Below are 19,468 nucleotides of genomic sequence, written 5' to 3' on the forward strand. Positions count from 1 at the left end.
GTCAGGTCGCTGAATCTGTTGCCAATATACGCTGGTGTCCAATAATCAAGAAGTGTTGCGGCACCGTGAGCGGTGGATTTGCCTTGGGCCGGCGTTATTGACCATTCGGACAGCCGGTTTCTGAAGCCCGAAGCCACCGGGCCACGTGAGCCCGGTTCCGTCTTTGGAAGGATGCGGTGTCCCTGCCCGTTGCTGGAGATCCGCCCCGAGGTTGATGGCCACGGCCGTGCTGCGGCATAGGATGAGAGGAGGTGAGATTTTCTCGAACGAAAGAAGTCTATGAGTACCGAAGAATTCAATGTGCTATCGCTGAGCTTCCACTACCGCGGGCGCCGGGCGGAAGCCGGGCAGCGGGTCTACGAGGCGCTGAGCGCACTGGACCTGGTTGGCTACTGCGGCAGCTCGGATGCGGGGGACCACTTCACCTTCGTGGCCGCGGACCTTGCCATGGACGAGTACGAGGTGCCGTTGACCGCCAATGCCGCCGGAGAATTGTCCTTTGCCAAGGGCAGCACCGAAGAGCTCGCCAAGGCCTTGCTTGAGGCCAGTGGGGCCGACTCGATCTACCTCGACGGCGAACTGGCGGCCGGTGAGGAACTGGACCTGGACGACGAAGCCGCCTTCGAGGGCATGGATCAAACCACCACGCCCCAGGTTGTCGCCGGTCCGCGCCTGCCACGCAGCGAGCTGGCCATGTCGAGCGTCGGACAGGGCGGCGGCTGGAAACTGCGCGAAGACCAGCAGGGATTGCTGGCGGTACGCGAAGGTGAATCGGTGGATATCGTGCTGGGCCGCAAGATGGTGCCCGCAGTGGATATCATCCGGCACGAGGACGTCTACCAGATCCGCCTCCATGCCCGGTCCGGGACGCTGAATGTGGCCGGGAGCGTGGCACTGGAGTACTGGATGTCCACCGGGGAACGCGCGGTGCCCGCCGTGGCTTCCGGAAGCCCCGCAGCCAAGCTACAGCAGGATCTGGGGCTCTGGTTGCATGGCGCCGATACCGCGGAGCTGGAGGAACTCGAAGAGCTGTGGCCCGAAGCCGCCGCGGCAGTGAAGGTGCTTTGTGCTGAACGCACCGAGGCGGCGCTGCGCGACTTCATCCGTTCACTTGACCTGCCCGAGCAGATCGTCGACCTGGCCAACGGCGATCCGGTGCCCTCCGACTTCGAGGACCTGCGTGGCGGCATGGTGACGGGCCTTAACCTGGCCCTGGAAGAGGAAATCTCCTCGGCCCAGGGCATCTGGAAACTGGTCTACCGCACGGGGTGGAGCCCCACCGCGTTGATCACCTCCTCACTGGGCGTGATCGCCGCCGGCGTGCTGTTCCACCGCTGGATGAAACTCAAGGGCAAGCCCGGCACCGGCTGGCGGCGGACCATCATGTTCTTCTGGTACTCGGATGCCGCCTACTACCTGGCGCGCGGTGTGCGCGACGCGCTGCGCAAGAAGCACTGAGCACCGTTCCCGGATCCGCGGCTGCCGCACTGGCCGCCGCGGATCCGTTGCCGGCTACCGTTTGGCGCGGTGGCCCAGGCTCGGGAAGTCGGTGTCCCGGTATTCCCTCCCGGCCCCGGCGCCATCGCGATGCCGTTGCGCTTCGGCCTGGCGCAGTTCCACCCGGCGGATCTTGCCGGAGATGGTCTTGGGCAGCTCGGTGAACTCCAGGCGCTTGATCCGCTTGTACGGGGCCAGGTGCTCACGGCAGAAGGCCAGGATGCTTTCGGCCAGTTCGGGGCCGGGTTCCTGGCCGTTGACCGGGACCACGAATGCCTTCGGAACGCTCAGCCGCAGGTCATCGGGCGCTGGGACCACCGCGGCCTCGGCGACCAACGGGTGCTCGATGAGCACCGATTCCAGTTCGAATGGGCTGAGCTTGTAGTCGCTGGATTTGAACACGTCATCGTCCCGGCCCACATAGGTCAGGACCCCCTGCTCGTCGGCCTGGGCGATATCCCCGGTGTGGTAGTAGCCGTCGCGGAACGCATCCGCGGTCTTCTCCGGGTCCTGGTAGTAGGACTTCATCAGGCCCAGCGGGCGATCGGTGAGCCGCAGGCAGATCTCGCCCACGTCGGCCGGCTCACCGGTGGCCGGATCAAGCAGCACCACCTCGTAGCCGGGCATGGGCCGTCCCATGGCCCCGATGGTGATCCGTTCACCGGGCGGGTTGGCGATCTGCACGGTGGTTTCGGTTTGCCCGAAACCATCGCGGATCACCTGGCCCCAGGCACGTTCGACCTGGCCGATCACCTCGGCGTTCAGCGGCTCCCCGGCGGAAACCAGCTTGCCCGGCGGGTTGCGCAGCTGCCCCAGATCGGCCTGGATCAGCAACCGCCAGACCGTGGGCGGGGCGCAGAAGCTGCTCACCCCTTCGGTATCCATCTGTTCCATCAACGCCGCGGCATCAAAGCGGTCGTAGTTGTAGATGAACACCGTGGCCTCGGCGATCCACGGGGTGAACAGGTTGGACCAGGCGTGCTTGGCCCAGCCCGGGGAGGCCACATTCAGGTGGACATCCCCGGGCTCCAACCCGATCCAGAACATGGTGCTCAGGTGGCCGACCGGGTAGGAGGCATGGGTGTGCTCCACCAGCTTGGCGCGTGAGGTGGTGCCGGAGGTGAAGTAGAGCAGCAGGGTCTCATCGGCCCGGGTCGGTTCCTGAAGGCTGAAGTGTGTCGGGGCGGTCAGGGACCGGGCATAGTCCAGGGTTCCGGGCGTCGGGTCGCCGCCGATCTGGATCACCGTGAAATCCCCGGGCACCGAAGCGAACTTCCCCAGCTGGTCGGCATTGGTGATCACCCAGCTCGCCCCGCCACGTTCGATGCGGTCGGCCAGGTCGGCCGGGGTCAGCTGCACGGTACAGGGGATAAGCACCACCCCGAGCTTGATTCCGGCGAGCATCGTTTCCCACAGCTCCACCTGGTTGGTCAGCATCACGATGACCTTCTGCGAACGCCGCACCCCCTGGGAGGACAACCAGGCGGCCAGCTGGGTGGAGCGCTCGGCCAGCTGCCGCCAGGTCCGCCGGGTCGAACTTCCATCCATCTCGGTAATCACCAGCGCATCGGATGACCCGCGTTCACCGGCGGCTACCTGGTCGAACCAGTCGTACCCGAAGTTGAAGTGCGTGAAGGCCGGCCAGCGGAAGGTGGATCGGGCCTGCGCATAGTCCTCGCGCAGGGCCAGCAGGTGGTCGCGGGCAGCCCGGAATTCTTCGGTGACGTTCAATGGAACAACCTTTCCTACCTTGTCATGCAAACCATGGGCAATCGTGATGCGAGTCACTCGCCAATATACTTTGATGTCCTATCAATTGGAAGTGCCGGTGCGGCGGGAATTGGCCCGGTGACCGGGCGGCGTGTCCAGGGGCGCAGGGTTCATCGGTCACCAGGGGGACCGGGGCCCCGATCAGGAGGGTGGGCACCTCCTTCAGGGCCCCGGTATCAGCCATGGTCGCTGGTTGGTTCAGCGTTCCCGCTGGCCCGCAGGCCGGGTTAACACGGCTTCCAGGATTTGCCGCCCGGGGCGTAGCATCGCGGGCCGGTGTACTTGGAGTTGTTCTTTTTCGGGGTCGACTTCGGGGTGCTCTTCTTGGGTGTCGTCTTCCGCGGGGCCGGTTGCGTTGATTTCCTTGGCTGCTGGGTTTTCTGCTGCTGGATGCGGTTCTGCTCGGCGATGGCGGCCTGGCGTTGCTCTTCCTTCTTCCGGGCTTCGGCCTCCCGCTTTGTGCGCTCCTCCTCTTCCTTCCGCTTGCGCTCGGCCTCTAGTCGTTCCTCCTCGGCCTTGACCAGCTTCGCCTGCTGGTCCTTGTGCGCCTTCTCGGTCCGTTCGGCATGGGCGATGGACTCATTCAGTGTGGTCACCGACGGCGCGTACCGGCCGACCAGCAGCGCATGGGTGACCGGGTGGGTATCGGGGGTGATGGCCTCAAGTGCGGATTTCAGGCCGACGCCGACCGCGATGGCCGCTGCGGCCTGGCCGGCCAGCGAGCCCGCTTCGGCGATATCGCCGCTCAGCGCCTCGGGGACCTGCTCGAGTTCCTCCAGTGCCTCGGTGAACTGGGCCGGCAGCGTGCATTCGGTCTCGGCGTTGAATAATCCGAAGGCATTGCCGTGGGCGCCCTGTTCCGCGGCGAGCACCTCGGGGTAGAACCTGGTGTTCGGTTCGTACTTCACGGCAATGCCCAACCCGGCGGCCGCGATATCCGCATTAACCAGGCTGTCATCCTTGTACACCCCGGCCAGGGTTCGTCCGTAGCGGTCGGTCCGCTCGATATCGTATTCGAGCTTGACCTTGTCTCCCGGGGAGAGCAGCGATTTGAGATAGTTGCTGGCCTCCGGGCCCAGGCATTCCACCTCCATATTGGGGTGCACCGTTTCCGGGGTATCGATATTCAGCAGCCGCACCCGGGTCATTTCGCCAGCGATCCTCATATCCACCGTGTCACCGTCAATGACCTTGACAATCGTGCCGCGGGAATCCTTGGGTGGCGCCGCCGCATAGGCGACACCGGTGGTGACCAGCGCCCCGGTGGCCAGGGCGGCGATCCACTTGCTCTTGGTACTCATCATGCTAATCGTGTGTTCTCCCCAAATAATGCGTGTGATCAGGTCCTTCGACCCTCAGGACTATTGAAGCGGTTTCCGGCGGAAGCTCCAACTTGCCTCCAGTGCGTGAACCGGGTCCCCGTACCCACATAAAAACTTGAAGCTTCAATCACTTAAGCGTAGGATTGGTTCCAGCAGGATCACACGGAAGACCCCGGAGGGGACGGCAAGGCATGCAGAACATATCGGAGAACAAGCTCCCGGAGCAGCTGAGCATGAGCGCGGTGCAGCTGAAGGTCGGCGACATCGAACTCATGGGCGACTACTACCGCAACGCCCTGGGCCTGGAGGTGCTGGCCGAGGATGCTGCGGGAACCCTGCTGGGCCGCGGCGGCACAGCGCTGGTGAACCTGCGCAATGCCCGGGGCCTGCAACTGCCGGCCCGCGGCGAAGCCGGACTGTTCCACACCGCGCTGCTCTTTGGCACCCGGGCCGATTTGGCCGCCACCGTCTACGCCGCCGCACGCCACGATAAGTCCCGCTTCGTCGGTTCCAGCGACCACCTGGTCTCCGAGGCCTTCTACTTCACCGACCCCGAGGGCAACGGCATCGAACTGTACTGGGACCGTCCGCGCGAAACCTGGAACTGGAACGGCGGACAGGTGGCCATGGACACCATCTACCTGGATCCGAACAGCTACCTCGACAACCACCTGAGCGAGGAATCCTTCACGAACCTGCGAAGCGCCGGCGCCGGCATCGGACATGTGCACCTGCAGGTGGGCGACCTGGCCACCGCCCGGCGGTTCTATGTGGACACCCTGGGCTTCGACGCCACCGCCACCCTGGGTGATACCGCCCTGTTCGTCTCCGCCGGCGGCTACCACCACCATCTGGCCATGAACGTGTGGAACTCGCGCGGCGCCGGGCCCCGCAGGGACACCCTGGGACTGGGCGAGGTGCTGATCAACGTCCCCAGCACGGACGAGGTGGGCAAAATCGCCGAACGGCTGGATCACGCGAAGCTGGAAAACCACCACACCGGTGCCGAACTGCGCTTCCGCGACCCCTGGAACAACGCGCTGCGCGTGGCTGTGGGCTGACCGGCCGCGGCTCCGGCACCGGTTGTCGGGATGGCCCCGTGGCGGCACACAACCCGCCGGACCGTTACCCGGTCACGACGGGTTTGCGGAAAGCGGTTCAGCCCTCGGGGGTGCTGGTCGGCTCCTGCGGCGGCTGCCCGGTGATCTCCTTGAGCTGCTCGAAGGACATCATCAGGGTCTTCAGCTGCTTGTACTCCCCGGTTTCCAGGTAGGCACGCATCCGCTTGGTGCCGTGCAGGTCCGGATCCACATCGGTGAGCTGGTCATCGGGCTCGATCTGCCGTTGGAAGCTGGCACTGCCGCCCTGGTAGTTGAAGGATGCGGAGACCGGCTGGTAGTCGGCCTGCTGGTCCGGGCTGACCTCGGTCAGTGCGATCAGCGCGCTATCGGGGTTCGCGGCCGCGGCAATGAAGGACAGGTGCGGGCCCTCGGTGGCGTCCAGGGTCGCCCCGTCGATCAGCACATTCTCCTCCGGGGTGCTGGGCATGGCATCCTCGGCCAGGGACTCGGCCCCGGTGCGCAAGGTGGCCATCAGCTCGCCGGCCGGATTCAGGAACTCAACGCTGGCCGCGGAATCCTGGTTGTACTGGTAGTACTCGTTCTCGATCTCGCGCATCGCCCAGCCCTGCGGCAGCGCGATGGCGAAATGCCCCTGGGCCAGCTGCACCCGTTCGGCGGCAACCTGCGGCTGCGGGCTGGGCTCCTGCTGGTCTGCGCTGGTCGGAGCGGCCGACTGCCCCGCATCGGGGGTCGAGGCCGAGCAACCCACGAGCGCGGTCGTGAGCAGCAGGGCACCGGCGAGCATCGTGCGGGAACGGGTCAGTGCGTGCATGGTGGCCTTTCGCTAGCTGGGGCCGTTTCCACCACCGGTGCGCGGTGGCCAACGGGGTGAGGCAGACGGATCACTATCGGGTGCCGGATCCGGCACCGGACCCGACCCCCTAAACGCTACTTGACGACGTGTGTGCAGGCCATCCGACGCCACGGACGCCCAGCGAATTATGCTCCGTTGGTGGCCGAACTCACGGCCGGTCCCTCCGGAGGCTAGCGCACCGCGAAGAAATCCAGTTGCACCGCCCCGGGCAGCCGCCTGCCGCTACCCAGGAACACCGTGTCGTTGACCCAGGCGAAGCCGTTATCCACCGCGGTGGTCACCCGCGGGGTGAAGCGGAAATAGATCCGCGCCGGATCCACCGGCTCACCGCCCACCAGCTTGGCCAGGTCCGCCGCACTGCCGGTGCGCAGCGCCTGGTTGTCGACGAACAGCCGGCTGCCGTCCTCGGCTTCGATCACGTACACCGCATGCAGGTAGGAGGTGGTGGCGCTGGGATACAACTGGAAATCCGCCCCGGCATCGAGCACCCGCCCGTTCCAGCCCCTGCCGCGCACCCTGCCGCCACGGATCGGGATCAGCTTGCGCATCCCGTCGATGGTCTGCCCGATCTCGATGGGCGGGTCCACCTCCACGGTGGCGGAGGCGAAAAATTCCAGCTGGGGTGCGACGGGGTACTCATCCATGCCCCCACCCTAACCGGCGTTGCGCACCGGGTGCCGGCCGCCGGGCCACGTCGCGTCACACACCTGCCGGAAAGTTATCCACCGATGGCCGACACCCCGGTTGCGCACCCGGTTTCCGGGGCACACTGGGGTGCATGAAGAGCAACGTACTGCCAGGCGCATTGAGCGTTCTGCGCGATCTGGTGTCCGCGGCGTGGCCGCGGGGTATGGCTGGGCTGGTCCTGGAGATCACCGATCTCTGCCTTGCCCTGCTGCTCAAGGTCGCCGGATACGTGCGCACCGGGCAGGACCCCCGGCTCGCCGCCGCCCATGCCCAACGGGTGGAGGCCATCTACCGCTGGAGCCTGCGCGAGCAGCTGCAGGTCATGGTGGACTGCGAATCCACCGGTGCCCACGCCTTGGATGATACGGAACTGCAGGCCATCACCGGCCACCGGGTGGACTTCGGCAGCGAACCGGCACTGGCTACCGGCCGCGGCTGCTACCAGGACACCAGCGAATTCATTGCCGCCTGGCTGGGCATCGACTACTTCGAAGCCAAACGCCGGCTGGCCGACTCCCGGCTGCTGGTGGCCCGCCGCAATATGGATGGTTCCACCGGTACCCCACGCTTTGCTGGGCTGGCGAAACTGCATGGGCAGTCGCCCGCCGTCGATCCGCGACTGGTGGCCCGCACCGCCCGCCAGCTGGACAAGCTCGAACCGGAAGATACCACCTTCGACGGCATCCCGGTGCAGCCCTCCGCCCGCCATCGCGACGGGCAGCTGCTGGAAGACCACGCCGTCACGATCCTGTCCACCACGGACCAGCGCACGGCAACCAAGAAGATGGGCCAGCTGCTCACCGGCTACCGCACGGACAACAACCTGGTCGCCATCCCGGAAACGGGGATCTATCCGCGCGGCACCAAGAACGGCGTGGACGAATACGTCGTCCGGGTCGCCGGAGTCCAGGCCGAACAGGTTCGTTCCCTGCTCGCCCAGGCCGATAACCCGCGCACCCAGGCCGGGTCCGCGGCCCGGAAACCCGAGCAGTCCATCCAACCTCCGCTGCCGGATCTGTTCACCAGCACCGACCCGGCACCGGACTGGGCGCAGCCGCCCGATGACTCCGCGCCGGCCCCGGTACCCGCGCAATCCAGCCAAGCGGGCCCGGTCCGGGACTCCACCATGCAGGACACCGGCGGCAATGCGGGGCAGGCCCACTCGGATCAAACCGGGAACCCGGCCAACCAGCCGGCTGAATCCGCCGCGGAAACCGAGGTGGAGCTGCTGCCCGGACTGCAGGTGTCTGTCCCGCAACGGCGGCTGAACGCCTTCATGGCGGCCCTGGCCCGACCGTCCGGCAAGGGTACCGCCAAGACCATCACCCCACTGGTGACCGTCCGCTTGGTCATCGACGACCTGCAGGACCTGGCCTCCGCCCGGGGCGTCACCGCTCACGGGGTGGAACTGGATCCGGGGCAAATGCGCCAACAACTATGCGAGGCCGACATCCTGCCGATCGTGTTCAACGGCAAGGGCCAGGTCATCGACGCCGGCGCGACCCAACGGCTCTTCTCCCCGTTGCAACGCCAGCTGGCCCTGGCCCGCGATGGCGGGTGTATCGTCCCGGGCTGTACCGTGCCACCGGAACTGGTGGAATGCCACCACTGCACATGGTGGCAACGAGGCGGCAAGACCGATATCGGAAACTGCGCCTGCCTGTGCAAGGGCCACCACGCCCTGGTCCACCAGGGGCTGATCACGATCAGGATCATCGACGGCCTGCCCTACGCGATATTGCCCCGGCATCTGGACCCCGAACAGATACCGCGCCGCAACAGCTATTGGGTGTAGTCTGCCCGAAACCCGCTCCTGGTGCCCGGTTACGGTCGGCTGAATGCCACCCGCAGCCCGAACCCGATCAGTATCGTCCCGGTGATCCGGTCCATGATGCCCACCGCCTTCCCGGTGCGCAGCCACCGGCTGGCCAGCGTCGCCCCCAAGATCAGCACCCCGGCCCAGACCAGGCTCAGCACCACGTGCACCGTGGCCAACGCCAGGCCCATCAACAGCGCCTGGCTCTGCGGGGGAGTGAACTGCGGGATCGCCGCCAGATAGAACACCCCGATCTTCGGATTCAGCAGATTGGTCAGCAAACCCACGCCGAAGGCCCGATGCGTCCTGCCGGGCACACCCACGTCGACCGTGCCAGGCTGCCGACGGGTGAAGCTGCGATAGATCATCTGGGCACCGAGAAACACCAGATAGCCCGCACCGGCGAAGGTCAGTACCCGATAGGCCAGCTGCGAGGCGGCCAGCACCGCGGAGGCACCCGCCGCGGCCACCACACCCCAGAGAAGCACGCCGGTGCAGATCCCCAGCGCCGCCAGAAGGGCCTCCCTGCGGCTGCGGGTGACCGCGGAGCGCAGGATCAACGCGGTATCCACCCCGGGCACCAGGGTCATCAGCCCGGCCACCAGGGCGAAGGAAAGCAGGGCGGTGGTAACAGTCATGGCTCAAGGATAAATCGGCGCCCGGTCAATCCGGTTCAGGCCCGCTTCAACAGCATCGCGATCGCCTGCCCGCCACCGATGCACAGGCTCACCACCGCATAGGTCAGGTCCCTGCGCTGCAGGTCCAGCGCCGCACGCAGCACCAGGATCGCGCCGGTAGCCCCCACCGGGTGTCCCAGCGCGATCGCCCCGCCATAGGGGTTGACCCGCTCCGGGATCAGCTGCGCATCGCGAATCACCGCCAGTGCCTGGGCAGCGAATGCCTCGTTGAGTTCCACCGTGTCCACATCCGCTGGCCCCAGCCCCGACTGGTCGAACAGCTTGCGCAGCGCGAACGTCGGGGCATAACCCATATAGGCCGGATCCATGGCCGTGACCGTCACCTGTTCGATGGTCGCCAGCGCTGCCACCCCGTGCGCCGTGACCCAGGACTGCTTGGCCAGCACCATGGCCGCGGCCCCGTCGTTGATACCCGAGGAATTCCCCGCGGTCACCGAACCCTCGGGATCGAACACCGGTGCCAGCGCGGCCAGGGATTCCCGGCTGACCGATTCCCGCGGATGCTCGTCGACATCCTGCGTTTCGCCACCGGCCAACGAGCTGGCGAGGATTTCCTGGGCGAAGGCCGCCCGCCCCTGCGATGAGGTGGCCAGCTGCTGGGAACGCAGCGCAAACTCGTCCTGCTCTTCTCGGCTGATTCCGTACTTGCGTGCCACGTTCTCCGCGGTGGTGCCCATGTGCTTGTTGCTGAACGGGTCGGTGAGCATCGCCAGGGTGCCATCAAGCAGTTTGCGGTGCCCCAGGGTGCGTCCGGCCGCCGCCGAGTAGTCCAGGTACGGCATGTTGGTCATCGACTCGTTGCCGCCTGCCACCACCAGTTCGGTGGCGCCGAAAGCCAGCGACTGCGCGGCACTGAACACCGCCTGCACCCCGCTGCCGCACAACCGGTTCACGTTGAACGCTGTGGTCGACTCGGACAACCCGGCGGCCAGCGCCACCCGGCGCGCATTGTAGGACTCCGGGCCCACCTGGCCGATGCACCCCATGATCACCTCGTCCACCGCGTCGACGGGCACCTCGCTGCGCTCCAGCGCCCCGGTGGCTGCCGCCGCGCCCAGCTGGGCCGTGGACAGGTTCCTGTACATGCCGTTGAAGCGTCCGACGGCGGTGCGTGCCCCGCCGATGATCGCGATCTTGTCATTGGTGGTCATGACTACTCCTTCGAAGTCCAACCCATGGGGCGGTGGATTAACTCCCCTGGCGGTCGATCGTGGCCCCAGGCCCAATCCATTGATTGTCCACAGATTCTTCTGCAGCTCTTCTAGTTGAATCGCTCTGATGTTAACTTCAGCATAACGATTACTACTGGGGGCGGAATATGAGTCAAGGTACCGCATTGAATTCACTATTGATCTCGTCCACGAGTTGGATTCAGCGACGAGTCCATTCGTTGGACCACACTCTCCCCGGGCGTGTTCGAATTCAAGAATCCCTTGATCTAAGAGTGCCGGAGAATGCGATGATCCGCGGCAGTACCGGGCAGGTGATCATTCCGATCGCAGTTCTCCCCAAGGGTGTTCTCTGGTCTTGGTGGGTTCAGGACGGTGGGGGTGCGCCTCTTTCGGTTGTCAGCCGAAGGAGGAGCAGCGAACTCGTCGAAGAAATGTTGTGCCATGCGCTAGAATCCGCAGGAGTTGCTGTTGCCAACGTCGGGACGGAACGGGAGACGTTGCTTGGATTTGTCAATAACGGTGATAACGCACCTGTGAAATCGGCTGAAGCCCTGTTTCGAGCATGCAAAAAGCGAACCAATAAAGAAAACGCGGCCTATATGGAGTTCGTTTTGGACCTTGTGCGGGTTCTGGAGTCGTCCTGGGTCGTGCTGGTCGAAGTTCCTGAAGCTCAGGTAGGCCAAAGAATGATCATCAAGTACGGATATGATCTGCAAGCTTTGGTGTCTCCGTTGGACGTCAATGAAGACAACGATAGTTACTGGATACCGATCAGTGACCCCGGCTTTTCGTCGAGCCTTCATCTCGAGGTTCGGGTGCCACCCGAACTGGAGATATTCGAGATCAGTCTCGTACATGTTAACGCGGACCAGACACGCTCAAGGGTTATAGGTAATACGACCCTGCCGAATAGCGTGGCACACATGCAAAACGACTTGTTCATTCCCCGGTTTTGCGTTGCCCATCTTGAATTCCGTGTCCGTCCGGTAGAGGCTGGACTGCGTCGGTTTACCGATTTCGTCCTGGTTGCGGTTACTTTGGTGGTCATATTTCTCGCCTGTATCCGATTTGGGGACTCGGCGTTATTCCTCCACAAGAACTGGCGCAACCACAGTACCGCAGCCGTGATCCTGGCTCTTCCTGCATTACTGCTTTCATGGATAGCCAGGACACCCGAAGCCGCCGTAGTGAAGCGCGCATTCCATCGGTTGAGGCTGATCAATATCTGGTTGGCGATGGGGATCTTCAGCATGGCCGCCGCCTTATCCGCGATGTGGCAGCCATGGGTGTGGGCAGTGCTTTGGACTGTACCCATCGTATGCTGTACAGCCGCGCTTCTACTGCGGTATCTTGAGTATGTAGTGCGAATGCCGTCCGAATTCATGTTGCTGGAAGGAAACCCTCGAGATGCCTCGGTATGAAGAGGACGATGAGATGGTGACAGCTGGGCAGTGGGTCATTCGCGATGACCGGAGTCCGATGAATACATCCGCTGCCTATCGGATTGTCGAGCCTGTGACGCATCCGAAAGGGACTTACAGCGGGATTGATACCATCAAGAAGCACCAGGAACTGGTGCGCGCGATTGGTGGCGAAATTCGTTTCTCTGACAACAAGTAGCCGTTGTCGAACCGAGTACTCCGTGGTGCCGATTTCTCCGAATTGGGATACTTTGAGCCCGCGGGGAGTTGGAGTAAATCTGGCTACGGAGCATCATGGCCGATGGCCTTGTGGTGTGCCGGTCCCGCATCCAACGGAGCGTCCTCGCGGCGTCGTTGCCACCAATGCGCTCAAGAGTCTCATCCGAAGATCCGTGAATCCGGAGAGCATCGCAGACGGGGCTGAGACGAATTATCCCGGCCAGTTAGTCATGCTCTCATCGGCTGGAGCTGTGTTTTCAGTGAGTCGAATCGCCAGAGGCGAACGGAGTTCAAGAGAAGTTCCATTCAATCAACTTTGAGCGGTGCGGGACCGTGGCTTGACCAGTGTTAGGCGGCTCTCCATCGGGAAGTTGGTTTATACCGGCACGCTCTGGCATAATTGCAGGGTACTTGATTTGATGTGGCCCCTCTCTCCATGTCAGGTCCTGTCCTTAGAGCTGATCCAGTATGGCTTGCCCCACAAGCGCAGAAACCATCGGCTCGACCATGTTGAGATAACAGGAGTGTCCACAAAAGTGGCCGTAAAAATTCGTTTGAAGCGCTTCGGTAAGATGCGCGCCCCTCACTACCGTGTGATCGTCATCGACTCGCGTGCCAAGCGCGATGGCCGTGCGATCGAAGAGATCGGTCTGTACCACCCGACTGAGAACCCGTCGCTGATCAAGATCGATTCCGATCGTGCCCAGTACTGGCTGTCCGTTGGTGCCCAGCCGACCGAGCAGGTCCACGCTCTGCTGAAGATCACCGGTGACTGGCAGAAGTTCAAGGGCATCGAAGGCCAGGAAGGCACCTTGAAGGTTGCCGAGCCTAAGCCTGAGTTCGTTGCCCCGCAGAAGGGCTCGGTCATCCTGCCGGAGGCCGTGACCAAGAAGGCCGAGAAGCCAGCCGAGGCCGAAGCCGAAGCTGCTGAAGCCACCGAGGCTGAGTAACAATGCTCGCAGATGCGCTTGACCATCTGGTACGCGGAGTGGTTGACGAGCCGGAGGATGTCAGGGTCGCCCTGAAGTCCACCCGACGCGGAGACCTGCTCGAGGTGCGTGTCCATCCTGAGGATCTCGGTCGTGTGATCGGTCGTCAGGGTCGCACCGCCCGGGCATTGCGTACAGTGATGGCTGCGCTGGCCAATGAGCCGATCCGTGTTGATGTCATTGACACCGACCGTCGCCGTTAGCCGCGAAACTTTGGAGTCATGCGCAAGATGACTCCGCCAGGAAGGGAGTTCCCGCCGGAAACGGTGGGGACTCCTTTTCGCTTTGTCCCACCGATACGCCACAACACATAGACTACTGTTCGGTGCCCGAGGCACCTTCCACCTCTTCCAAGGAGAATGATCCTTTCATCATGCGCATGCAGGTAGCACGAATCGGAAAGCCCCACGGCATCCGCGGCGAAGTGACCGTGCAGGTACTCACCGATGCACCCGAGGACCGTTTCGTGGAAGGCGCCACGTTCCACGTGGTCGATGGTCCGGTCAAGGAACTGACCGTGCGCAGCGCCCGCTGGAACAAGGCCATCCTGCTGCTGGGCTTCGAGGAGATCGCCGACCGCAACGCGGCCGAAACCCTGCGCCAGGCCCGCCTGGAATTCGACACCGATGACGAGCAGGAGGACGACGGGGACCAGTGGTATGAACACGAGCTGGTGGATCTGAAGGTCGTGCTCGAAGGCGAACAGGTCGGGATCATCACCGAACTGCGCACCGGTAACGCCCAGGACCTGCTGGTCTTCAAGGACAACGACGGCGAAGAGGTCTACCTGCCGTTCGTGGAGGAATTCGTCCCGGTTGTCGATATCGACGCCGGCACCATCACCATTACCCCTCCGGCAGGCCTGCTGGAGGTCAACCGCGAAGACGGCCAGGAGTAGCCACCGGATGCGCATCGATGTCATTTCGATCTTCCCCGAATACCTGGGTCCACTGGATCTGTCGCTGATCGGCAAGGCCCGTCAGGACGGGCTGTTGGACCTGAATGTCAGCAACCTGCGTGACTTCACCTACGACCGCCACCACAAGGTCGATGACACCCCCTATGGCGGTGGTGCCGGCATGGTGATGATGCCCGAGCCATGGGGCCTGGCCCTGGATGCGGTCCGCAACGCCGAGGGCTCGACGACGCGCCCCACACTGATCGTTCCCTCCCCGGCAGGTGCGGTATTCAACCAGCAGATGGCCTACGAACTGGCGGAGGAAGACCAGCTGGTCTTCGCCTGCGGGCGCTACGAGGGCATCGACGAACGGGTTATCGACTACGCGCACGAGCATTTCAATGTGATCCCGGTATCCATCGGCGACTACGTACTCAACGGGGGAGAAGTGGCGGTGCTGGTGATGGTCGAGGCCATCGCCCGGCTAATCCCCGGGGTCATCGGCAACCCGGAATCCCTGGTCGAGGAATCACACTCGGATGTGCTGCTGGAATACCCGGTGTACACCAAGCCCTCCGAATGGCGCGGACGCCAGGTGCCCGAGGTCCTGCTGGGCGGAAACCACCAACGTGTGGCACGCTTCCGGCGCGACGAGCAGATCCGGCGCACGGCCGCCCGCCGCCCGGACCTGATCACCCGGCTGGATGCCGCCAGGCTGAACCGTAAGGACCGCGACCAGCTCTGGCATGCGGGTTTCGCCGTACACGAGGGCAAGATCATCCCCAAATCCGAATTGGATTGGGACACCGAGTCATAGATCACCGCCACCCGCGGCAGGGGCAACTGGCTTGAGCCGAAGTCATGTGGCAAAATAGTCTCTTGGTGTGTTCTGTCGTGCTGCCTGCCGCAGGGGGTGTTGCCGACAGCAGGAACCACCGCATCACCAGGCTAGAGTCCTGGGGATGGCTAAGACCTTTTCAAGGCCGTGCCATGGTGCACGGGCCTTGCCAATAGGGACCGGTGACCTGCGGCATTTGTCCTAGGAGATGCAACCATGCATATTCTCGATTCGCTGGACGCAGCCTCGCTGCGTAACGATGTTCCCGAGTTCGGCCCAGGTGACACCCTGAACGTCCACGTGAACATCATCGAAGGCAAGAACTCCCGTGTCCAGATCTTCAAGGGCTACGTCCTTGGTCGCCAGGGCCGTGGTGTCGGTGAAACCTTCACCGTCCGCAAGGTTTCCTTCGGTGTGGGCATCGAGCGTACCTTCCCGGTTCACTCGCCGATCATCGAAAAGATCGAGCTGGTGTCCAAGGGCGACGTGCGCCGTGCCAAGCTGTACTACATGCGCGATCGCCATGGTAAGGCAGCACGTATCCGCGAGAAGCGCGAATTCGGTACCAAGAAGTAGTCCGTATTCCTTCATGAATCGGATTGCACGCACCGAGCGGGCAACCACAAAGCGCCGGACCTGGTTTTGGGTCTGGCGCTTTGTTTTTGCCGCCGTCATCCTCGGATTCCTGGCCACCTTGCTCATCCGCGCCACCGTCGTGGACCTGTACCGGATCGAATCGGTCTCCATGCAGCCCACGCTGAACCCGGGACAGTCGATCACGGTAGACCGCCGTGCCTACGGCGATGCCGACCCGCAACGCGGAGACGTCGTGGTGTTCGACGGACGGGGTTCCTTCCTGCCCTACCAGCGGCAATCGCCAGGTGATTCCATCGCGCGCGCACTGCGGCTGGGCGGGACCGGCACCACCTATGTCAAACGGGTGATCGGCATCGGCGGGGACACCGTCGAGTGCTGCGGGGATGATGGACGGATCCTGGTGAACGGGACACCAGTGGATGAACCCTACCTGATGCCCGGGGACCAACCGAGCCAGAGCGCGTTCAGCGTCGAAGTGCCCGCCGGACGGTTATGGGTGATGGGCGACCACCGGTCGCGCTCCGAGGATTCCAGGGCCCTGCTCGGCGCCAGCGGCGGGGGGATGATCCCCATCGAACGGGTCGAGGGCCGGGTCGGTGAAATTATCTGGCCGATGGAAGAACGGGCAACCGTCGACTAGTCGGAGCCGACACGGGGCGAAATTTTCAATATTTTTCCATCAATTTCGGCCACCTCGCCCGTCTTACTCAGTGAGAATGGTGCAATCTTCAACGAGCGTCGCTCGGAGATCGGGTGTGCCTAGCCCGGGATCTGTGACATCTGTCCTGACATGGGGCTAATAAGCGAATCGCGATCGCTAACCGGGCCGATGCCTTCAGATGCATGTAAAACCTTATGGCTTCCTTTATATTGACTTAGCGCGAACTGTGTCGCGGGGCGGGCGACCAGGGCCTCTGGGTACTTGAATCTGAATATCTCCTGCCGATATTGTTTCAATTTGGTAACACATCTGTGCCCGATGGGCGGCGATATCACATATCGGCATCCATTGGGCTTCGCACCGAATTAATGGGAGAAGCATTAATGCCTAATCCGAAAAAGAAGATCGCGCAGCGTGGTGCTGTCGTTGTCGCCTCCACCGCATTGGTGTTTGGCGGCAGCGTCCTGGCATATCCCGCGTTCGCGACCGAGGCGTCTGAAGCGCCGGTAGAAGCAGCGACTCCTGCGCCAACGCAGGCAGACGGTGTTGATACCACTGGTCTGGCAGAGGCTATCGAGCGTGACCTCGGTAAGTCCCCGAAGCAGTACCTCAAGGATTCCGAGCTCAATGTCACTGCCACCGAGCTGAAGAAGCAGCTGCAGGAAGCGGACATTGACCACAACGTGGTCATCGAAGATGGCGTCGTGCTGGTCCAGGTGGGCGAAGCCGACCTGGAGGCCGTTGAGAAGATCGTTGCCGCCGTGAATGGCGACTCCGACGTAGCTCCGGCCAGCGCCGAAGCCACCGATGCCTCCGAGGAAACCGCAGAGGCCACCGAGACCGAAGAAGCCGAGCCGACCGAGCAGACTGAGGAAGCGCAGGCCACTGAAGAGGCTGAAGCCACTGCAGAGGCTGAGGCCACCACGGATGCCGTCGAGGCCGAGGAAGCCGAAGGCGAGATCAAGGTCGAAGCGGTTCCCGAGGGTGAGCAGGCCGAGGTTTCCAGCGTTCGCGAGGCCCTGAAGGAGCTTGAGAAGCAGCTTGACCCTTCCCAGGTTTCCCGCCTGACTTCTGTCACCAAGAACATCAAGGGTGACATCGTGATCACCGCCGGTGGTCCGGACAGCGTGAACAATTCCAAGCTTTCGCGCAGCGCCTCGAAGCCGGCCTCCGAGGGCCTGACCCTGGAGGAGTTCAACGAGGTCGTTGACGGCGTCGAGCTCGTGGCCGAGGGCAAGGGCGGCGCCGAGAAGCCTGCTGCCGATCTCAAAGACATCTACGGCGGTATTGGCTACGCCATTGACGACAGCAACGATTTCCAGGGGGAGATCGGGCTGTGCTCGATCGGTTTCACCGCCTGGGATTCAAGTGGCAACGATGCCATCATCACTGCCGGACACTGCTCGCACGACGGAGTGACCCGCAATACCGCGGTCCTGGAGCACAGTGCTCCGGACGAGTACACCACGCTGAGCAACCTGCTGGGTACCTTCGGGTTCAACCAGTTCGGCATGCCGGGCAATGCCGGCTTCGAAGCCGACGATCCCAACTGGGAGAACTGGGCCGAAGGCACCGACATCGCCATCATCGAGGACATCAACCCCGAGCTGAACCTGCTGCCAGGGGTTTCCCAGTGGCCTGCCGGCCAGGACGTGCGTGACGAGACCCTGGCCATCACCAACGCCGGTGCCGCCACCGTGGGCGCCGAGGCATGCAACTCCGGCCGCACCACCGGCTGGCGTTGCGCACCGATCACCGGTGAAGGCGTCTTCTACGTCATCGGCTTCGACGAAAACGGCAACCCGGACAACAACAACGTCCGCACCGTGTGGGGTTACACCTCCGAGGTCGACTCCGGTGAACCGAACCTGCTGCCAGGTGACTCCGGCGGTGCCGTAGTCGTGGGTAACCGCGCTGTGGGCATCAACAGTGCCTACGGCAACGGTGGCCTGCGTGCCCAGTACACCGGTCTGGCCGACGCCATGGAGAAGACCGAGGTTGGCGACTACGAAGTCAAGTTCTTCGTCAACGCCCCCACCGTGACCGCTCCTGCCAACGGCAGCGAGATCGAACCAGGTGCCGAGATCACCGGTTCGGTGCAGAACGCCCCCACCGGCGCCCGGGTGGAGATCACTGTCGGCGGCGACGTCATCGACACCGTGAATGTCGGTAGCAACGGCAACTTCTCCTTCAACGCCCCGGACACCGAAGGCGAGTTCAGCTTCCAGCTGCAGACCCGTTCGGGCAACTTCAACGAGTCGGAACTGACCTCGGGTAACTACACCATTGTTGCCGTCGAGCCGACCGAGGAGCCGACCCCGACTCCAACCGAGCCGACCGAGGAGCCTACGGCTACCCCGACCGAGCCAACTGAAGAGCCGACCGAGGAGCCTACGGCTACCCCGACCGAGCCAACTGAAGAGCCGACCGAGGAGCCTACGGCTACCCCGACCGAGCCAACCGAGGAGCCGACTCCAACCGAGCCGACCGAGGAGCCTACGGCTACCCCGACCGAGCCAACCGAAGAGCCGACTCCAACCGAGCAGACTGAGGAGCCAACCGAGGAGCCTACGGCTACCCCGACCGACGAGCCAACGGCTTCGCCGACCGAGACGCAGGAGCCCACCAAGTCGCCTGAGGAGACCAAGTCCCCGGAGGCCACCACTTCGCCAAAGCAGAACGATGACAATGACGACCCGCTGGCTAACACCGGTTCGGCTGTCACCCCGGTTCTGGCGATTGCCGGTGCACTCGGCCTGGGCGGCGCCCTGCTGCTGATGCTGCGTCGCGGAAACCGTCGCCACGGCTAATCACCGCCGCGACAGTTGATGCCGCACGACGGTAGACACTGAAAAGAAAGGCCCCGGTTCCCTGTAACCGGGGCCTTTCCCATTCAACACCCATGGGCCTCACGGCCGCCTTTACAGCACGCCGCCTAGGCTGGTTGG

At 63.6% G+C, this 19,468-nt stretch carries 18 protein-coding genes; 12 read left to right on the forward strand and 6 right to left on the reverse strand.

The genetic code is table 11. From position 1 onward, the window contains the following. Nucleotides 1–279: 279 nt before the first annotated feature. Nucleotides 280–1,458, forward strand: coding sequence for a hypothetical protein (locus OK351_RS12040; RefSeq protein ID WP_265159238.1), 1,179 nt, complete (start codon nt 280–282; stop codon nt 1,456–1,458). A 54-nt stretch (nt 1,459–1,512) separates the two neighbouring features. Here OK351_RS12040 and OK351_RS12045 read toward each other — a convergent pair whose 3' ends face one another. Continuing rightward, nucleotides 1,513–3,228, reverse strand: coding sequence for an AMP-binding protein (locus OK351_RS12045; protein WP_265159240.1), 1,716 nt, complete (start codon nt 3,226–3,228; stop codon nt 1,513–1,515). A 266-nt stretch (nt 3,229–3,494) separates the two neighbouring features. Further along, nucleotides 3,495–4,568, reverse strand: a complete 1,074-nt coding sequence (locus OK351_RS12050; protein WP_265159242.1) for a thermonuclease family protein — start codon at nt 4,566–4,568, stop codon at nt 3,495–3,497. A 212-nt stretch (nt 4,569–4,780) separates the two neighbouring features. Here OK351_RS12050 and OK351_RS12055 point away from each other — a divergent pair, with 212 nt between their 5' ends. After that, on the forward strand, nt 4,781–5,650 hold the full coding sequence (locus OK351_RS12055; RefSeq protein ID WP_265159244.1) for a VOC family protein: 870 nt from the start codon (nt 4,781–4,783) through the stop codon (nt 5,648–5,650). Nucleotides 5,651–5,747: 97 nt separating this feature from the next. Here the strand turns inward: OK351_RS12055 and OK351_RS12060 are convergent, their stop codons facing one another. Together OK351_RS12060 and OK351_RS12065 are read right to left on the reverse strand one after the other, a co-directional pair. Beyond that, a complete protein-coding gene (locus OK351_RS12060; protein ID WP_265159247.1) occupies nt 5,748–6,482 on the reverse strand; it encodes a hypothetical protein in 735 nt (244 codons plus the stop codon). Nucleotides 6,483–6,694: 212 nt separating this feature from the next. Then, a complete protein-coding gene (locus OK351_RS12065) occupies nt 6,695–7,168 on the reverse strand; it encodes a DUF3237 family protein (protein WP_265159249.1) in 474 nt (157 codons plus the stop codon). A gap of 134 nt (nt 7,169–7,302) precedes the next feature. Between OK351_RS12065 and OK351_RS12070 the strand changes: the two genes are divergently transcribed. Beyond that, on the forward strand, nt 7,303–9,006 hold the full coding sequence (locus tag OK351_RS12070) for an HNH endonuclease signature motif containing protein (protein WP_265159251.1): 1,704 nt from the start codon (nt 7,303–7,305) through the stop codon (nt 9,004–9,006). A gap of 29 nt (nt 9,007–9,035) precedes the next feature. Here OK351_RS12070 and OK351_RS12075 read toward each other — a convergent pair whose 3' ends face one another. Together OK351_RS12075 and OK351_RS12080 are read right to left on the reverse strand one after the other, a co-directional pair. Beyond that, the gene (locus OK351_RS12075; protein WP_265159253.1) at nt 9,036–9,665 is read right to left on the reverse strand and encodes a LysE family translocator; all 630 of its coding nucleotides are present in this window, start codon (nt 9,663–9,665) and stop codon (nt 9,036–9,038) included. A 35-nt stretch (nt 9,666–9,700) separates the two neighbouring features. Continuing rightward, nucleotides 9,701–10,876, reverse strand: coding sequence for a thiolase family protein (locus OK351_RS12080; RefSeq protein WP_265159255.1), 1,176 nt, complete (start codon nt 10,874–10,876; stop codon nt 9,701–9,703). Between the two features lie 293 nt (nt 10,877–11,169). Here OK351_RS12080 and OK351_RS12085 point away from each other — a divergent pair, with 293 nt between their 5' ends. The 9 genes from OK351_RS12085 to OK351_RS12125 all read left to right on the forward strand — a co-directional run bounded on the left by OK351_RS12085 (nt 11,170) and on the right by OK351_RS12125 (nt 19,330). After that, a complete protein-coding gene (locus OK351_RS12085; RefSeq protein ID WP_265159257.1) occupies nt 11,170–12,318 on the forward strand; it encodes a hypothetical protein in 1,149 nt (382 codons plus the stop codon). Continuing rightward, a complete protein-coding gene (locus OK351_RS12090) occupies nt 12,305–12,517 on the forward strand; it encodes a hypothetical protein (protein ID WP_265159259.1) in 213 nt (70 codons plus the stop codon). Before OK351_RS12085 ends, OK351_RS12090 begins: the two co-directional genes overlap by 14 nt. 556 nt (nt 12,518–13,073) lie before the next feature. Then, nucleotides 13,074–13,487: a 30S ribosomal protein S16 gene (rpsP, locus tag OK351_RS12095; RefSeq protein ID WP_265159261.1), complete on the forward strand. Its 414-nt coding sequence runs from the start codon at nt 13,074–13,076 to the stop codon at nt 13,485–13,487. A 2-nt stretch (nt 13,488–13,489) separates the two neighbouring features. Further along, the gene (locus OK351_RS12100; protein ID WP_265159263.1) at nt 13,490–13,729 is read left to right on the forward strand and encodes an RNA-binding protein; all 240 of its coding nucleotides are present in this window, start codon (nt 13,490–13,492) and stop codon (nt 13,727–13,729) included. 176 nt (nt 13,730–13,905) lie between these two features. Beyond that, nucleotides 13,906–14,424 (forward strand): ribosome maturation factor RimM, encoded by a 519-nt coding sequence (gene rimM / locus OK351_RS12105; RefSeq protein WP_306349486.1) that lies wholly within the window; start codon nt 13,906–13,908, stop codon nt 14,422–14,424. 7 nt (nt 14,425–14,431) lie between these two features. Further along, nucleotides 14,432–15,241: a tRNA (guanosine(37)-N1)-methyltransferase TrmD gene (gene trmD / locus OK351_RS12110; RefSeq protein WP_265159267.1), complete on the forward strand. Its 810-nt coding sequence runs from the start codon at nt 14,432–14,434 to the stop codon at nt 15,239–15,241. A gap of 237 nt (nt 15,242–15,478) precedes the next feature. Beyond that, complete coding sequence (gene rplS, locus OK351_RS12115) at nt 15,479–15,838, forward strand: 50S ribosomal protein L19 (RefSeq protein ID WP_265159269.1); 360 nt, start codon at nt 15,479–15,481, stop codon at nt 15,836–15,838. A 13-nt stretch (nt 15,839–15,851) separates the two neighbouring features. Then, nucleotides 15,852–16,499 (forward strand): signal peptidase I, encoded by a 648-nt coding sequence (gene lepB / locus OK351_RS12120; RefSeq protein WP_265159271.1) that lies wholly within the window; start codon nt 15,852–15,854, stop codon nt 16,497–16,499. Between the two features lie 404 nt (nt 16,500–16,903). Next, complete coding sequence (locus tag OK351_RS12125; protein WP_265159273.1) at nt 16,904–19,330, forward strand: S1 family peptidase; 2,427 nt, start codon at nt 16,904–16,906, stop codon at nt 19,328–19,330. The last annotated feature ends 138 nt before the right edge of the window (nt 19,331–19,468 follow it).

Origin of the sequence: Glutamicibacter sp. MNS18, assembly GCF_026107515.2 — a bacterium.
Lineage (GTDB): Bacteria > Actinomycetota > Actinomycetes > Actinomycetales > Micrococcaceae > Glutamicibacter.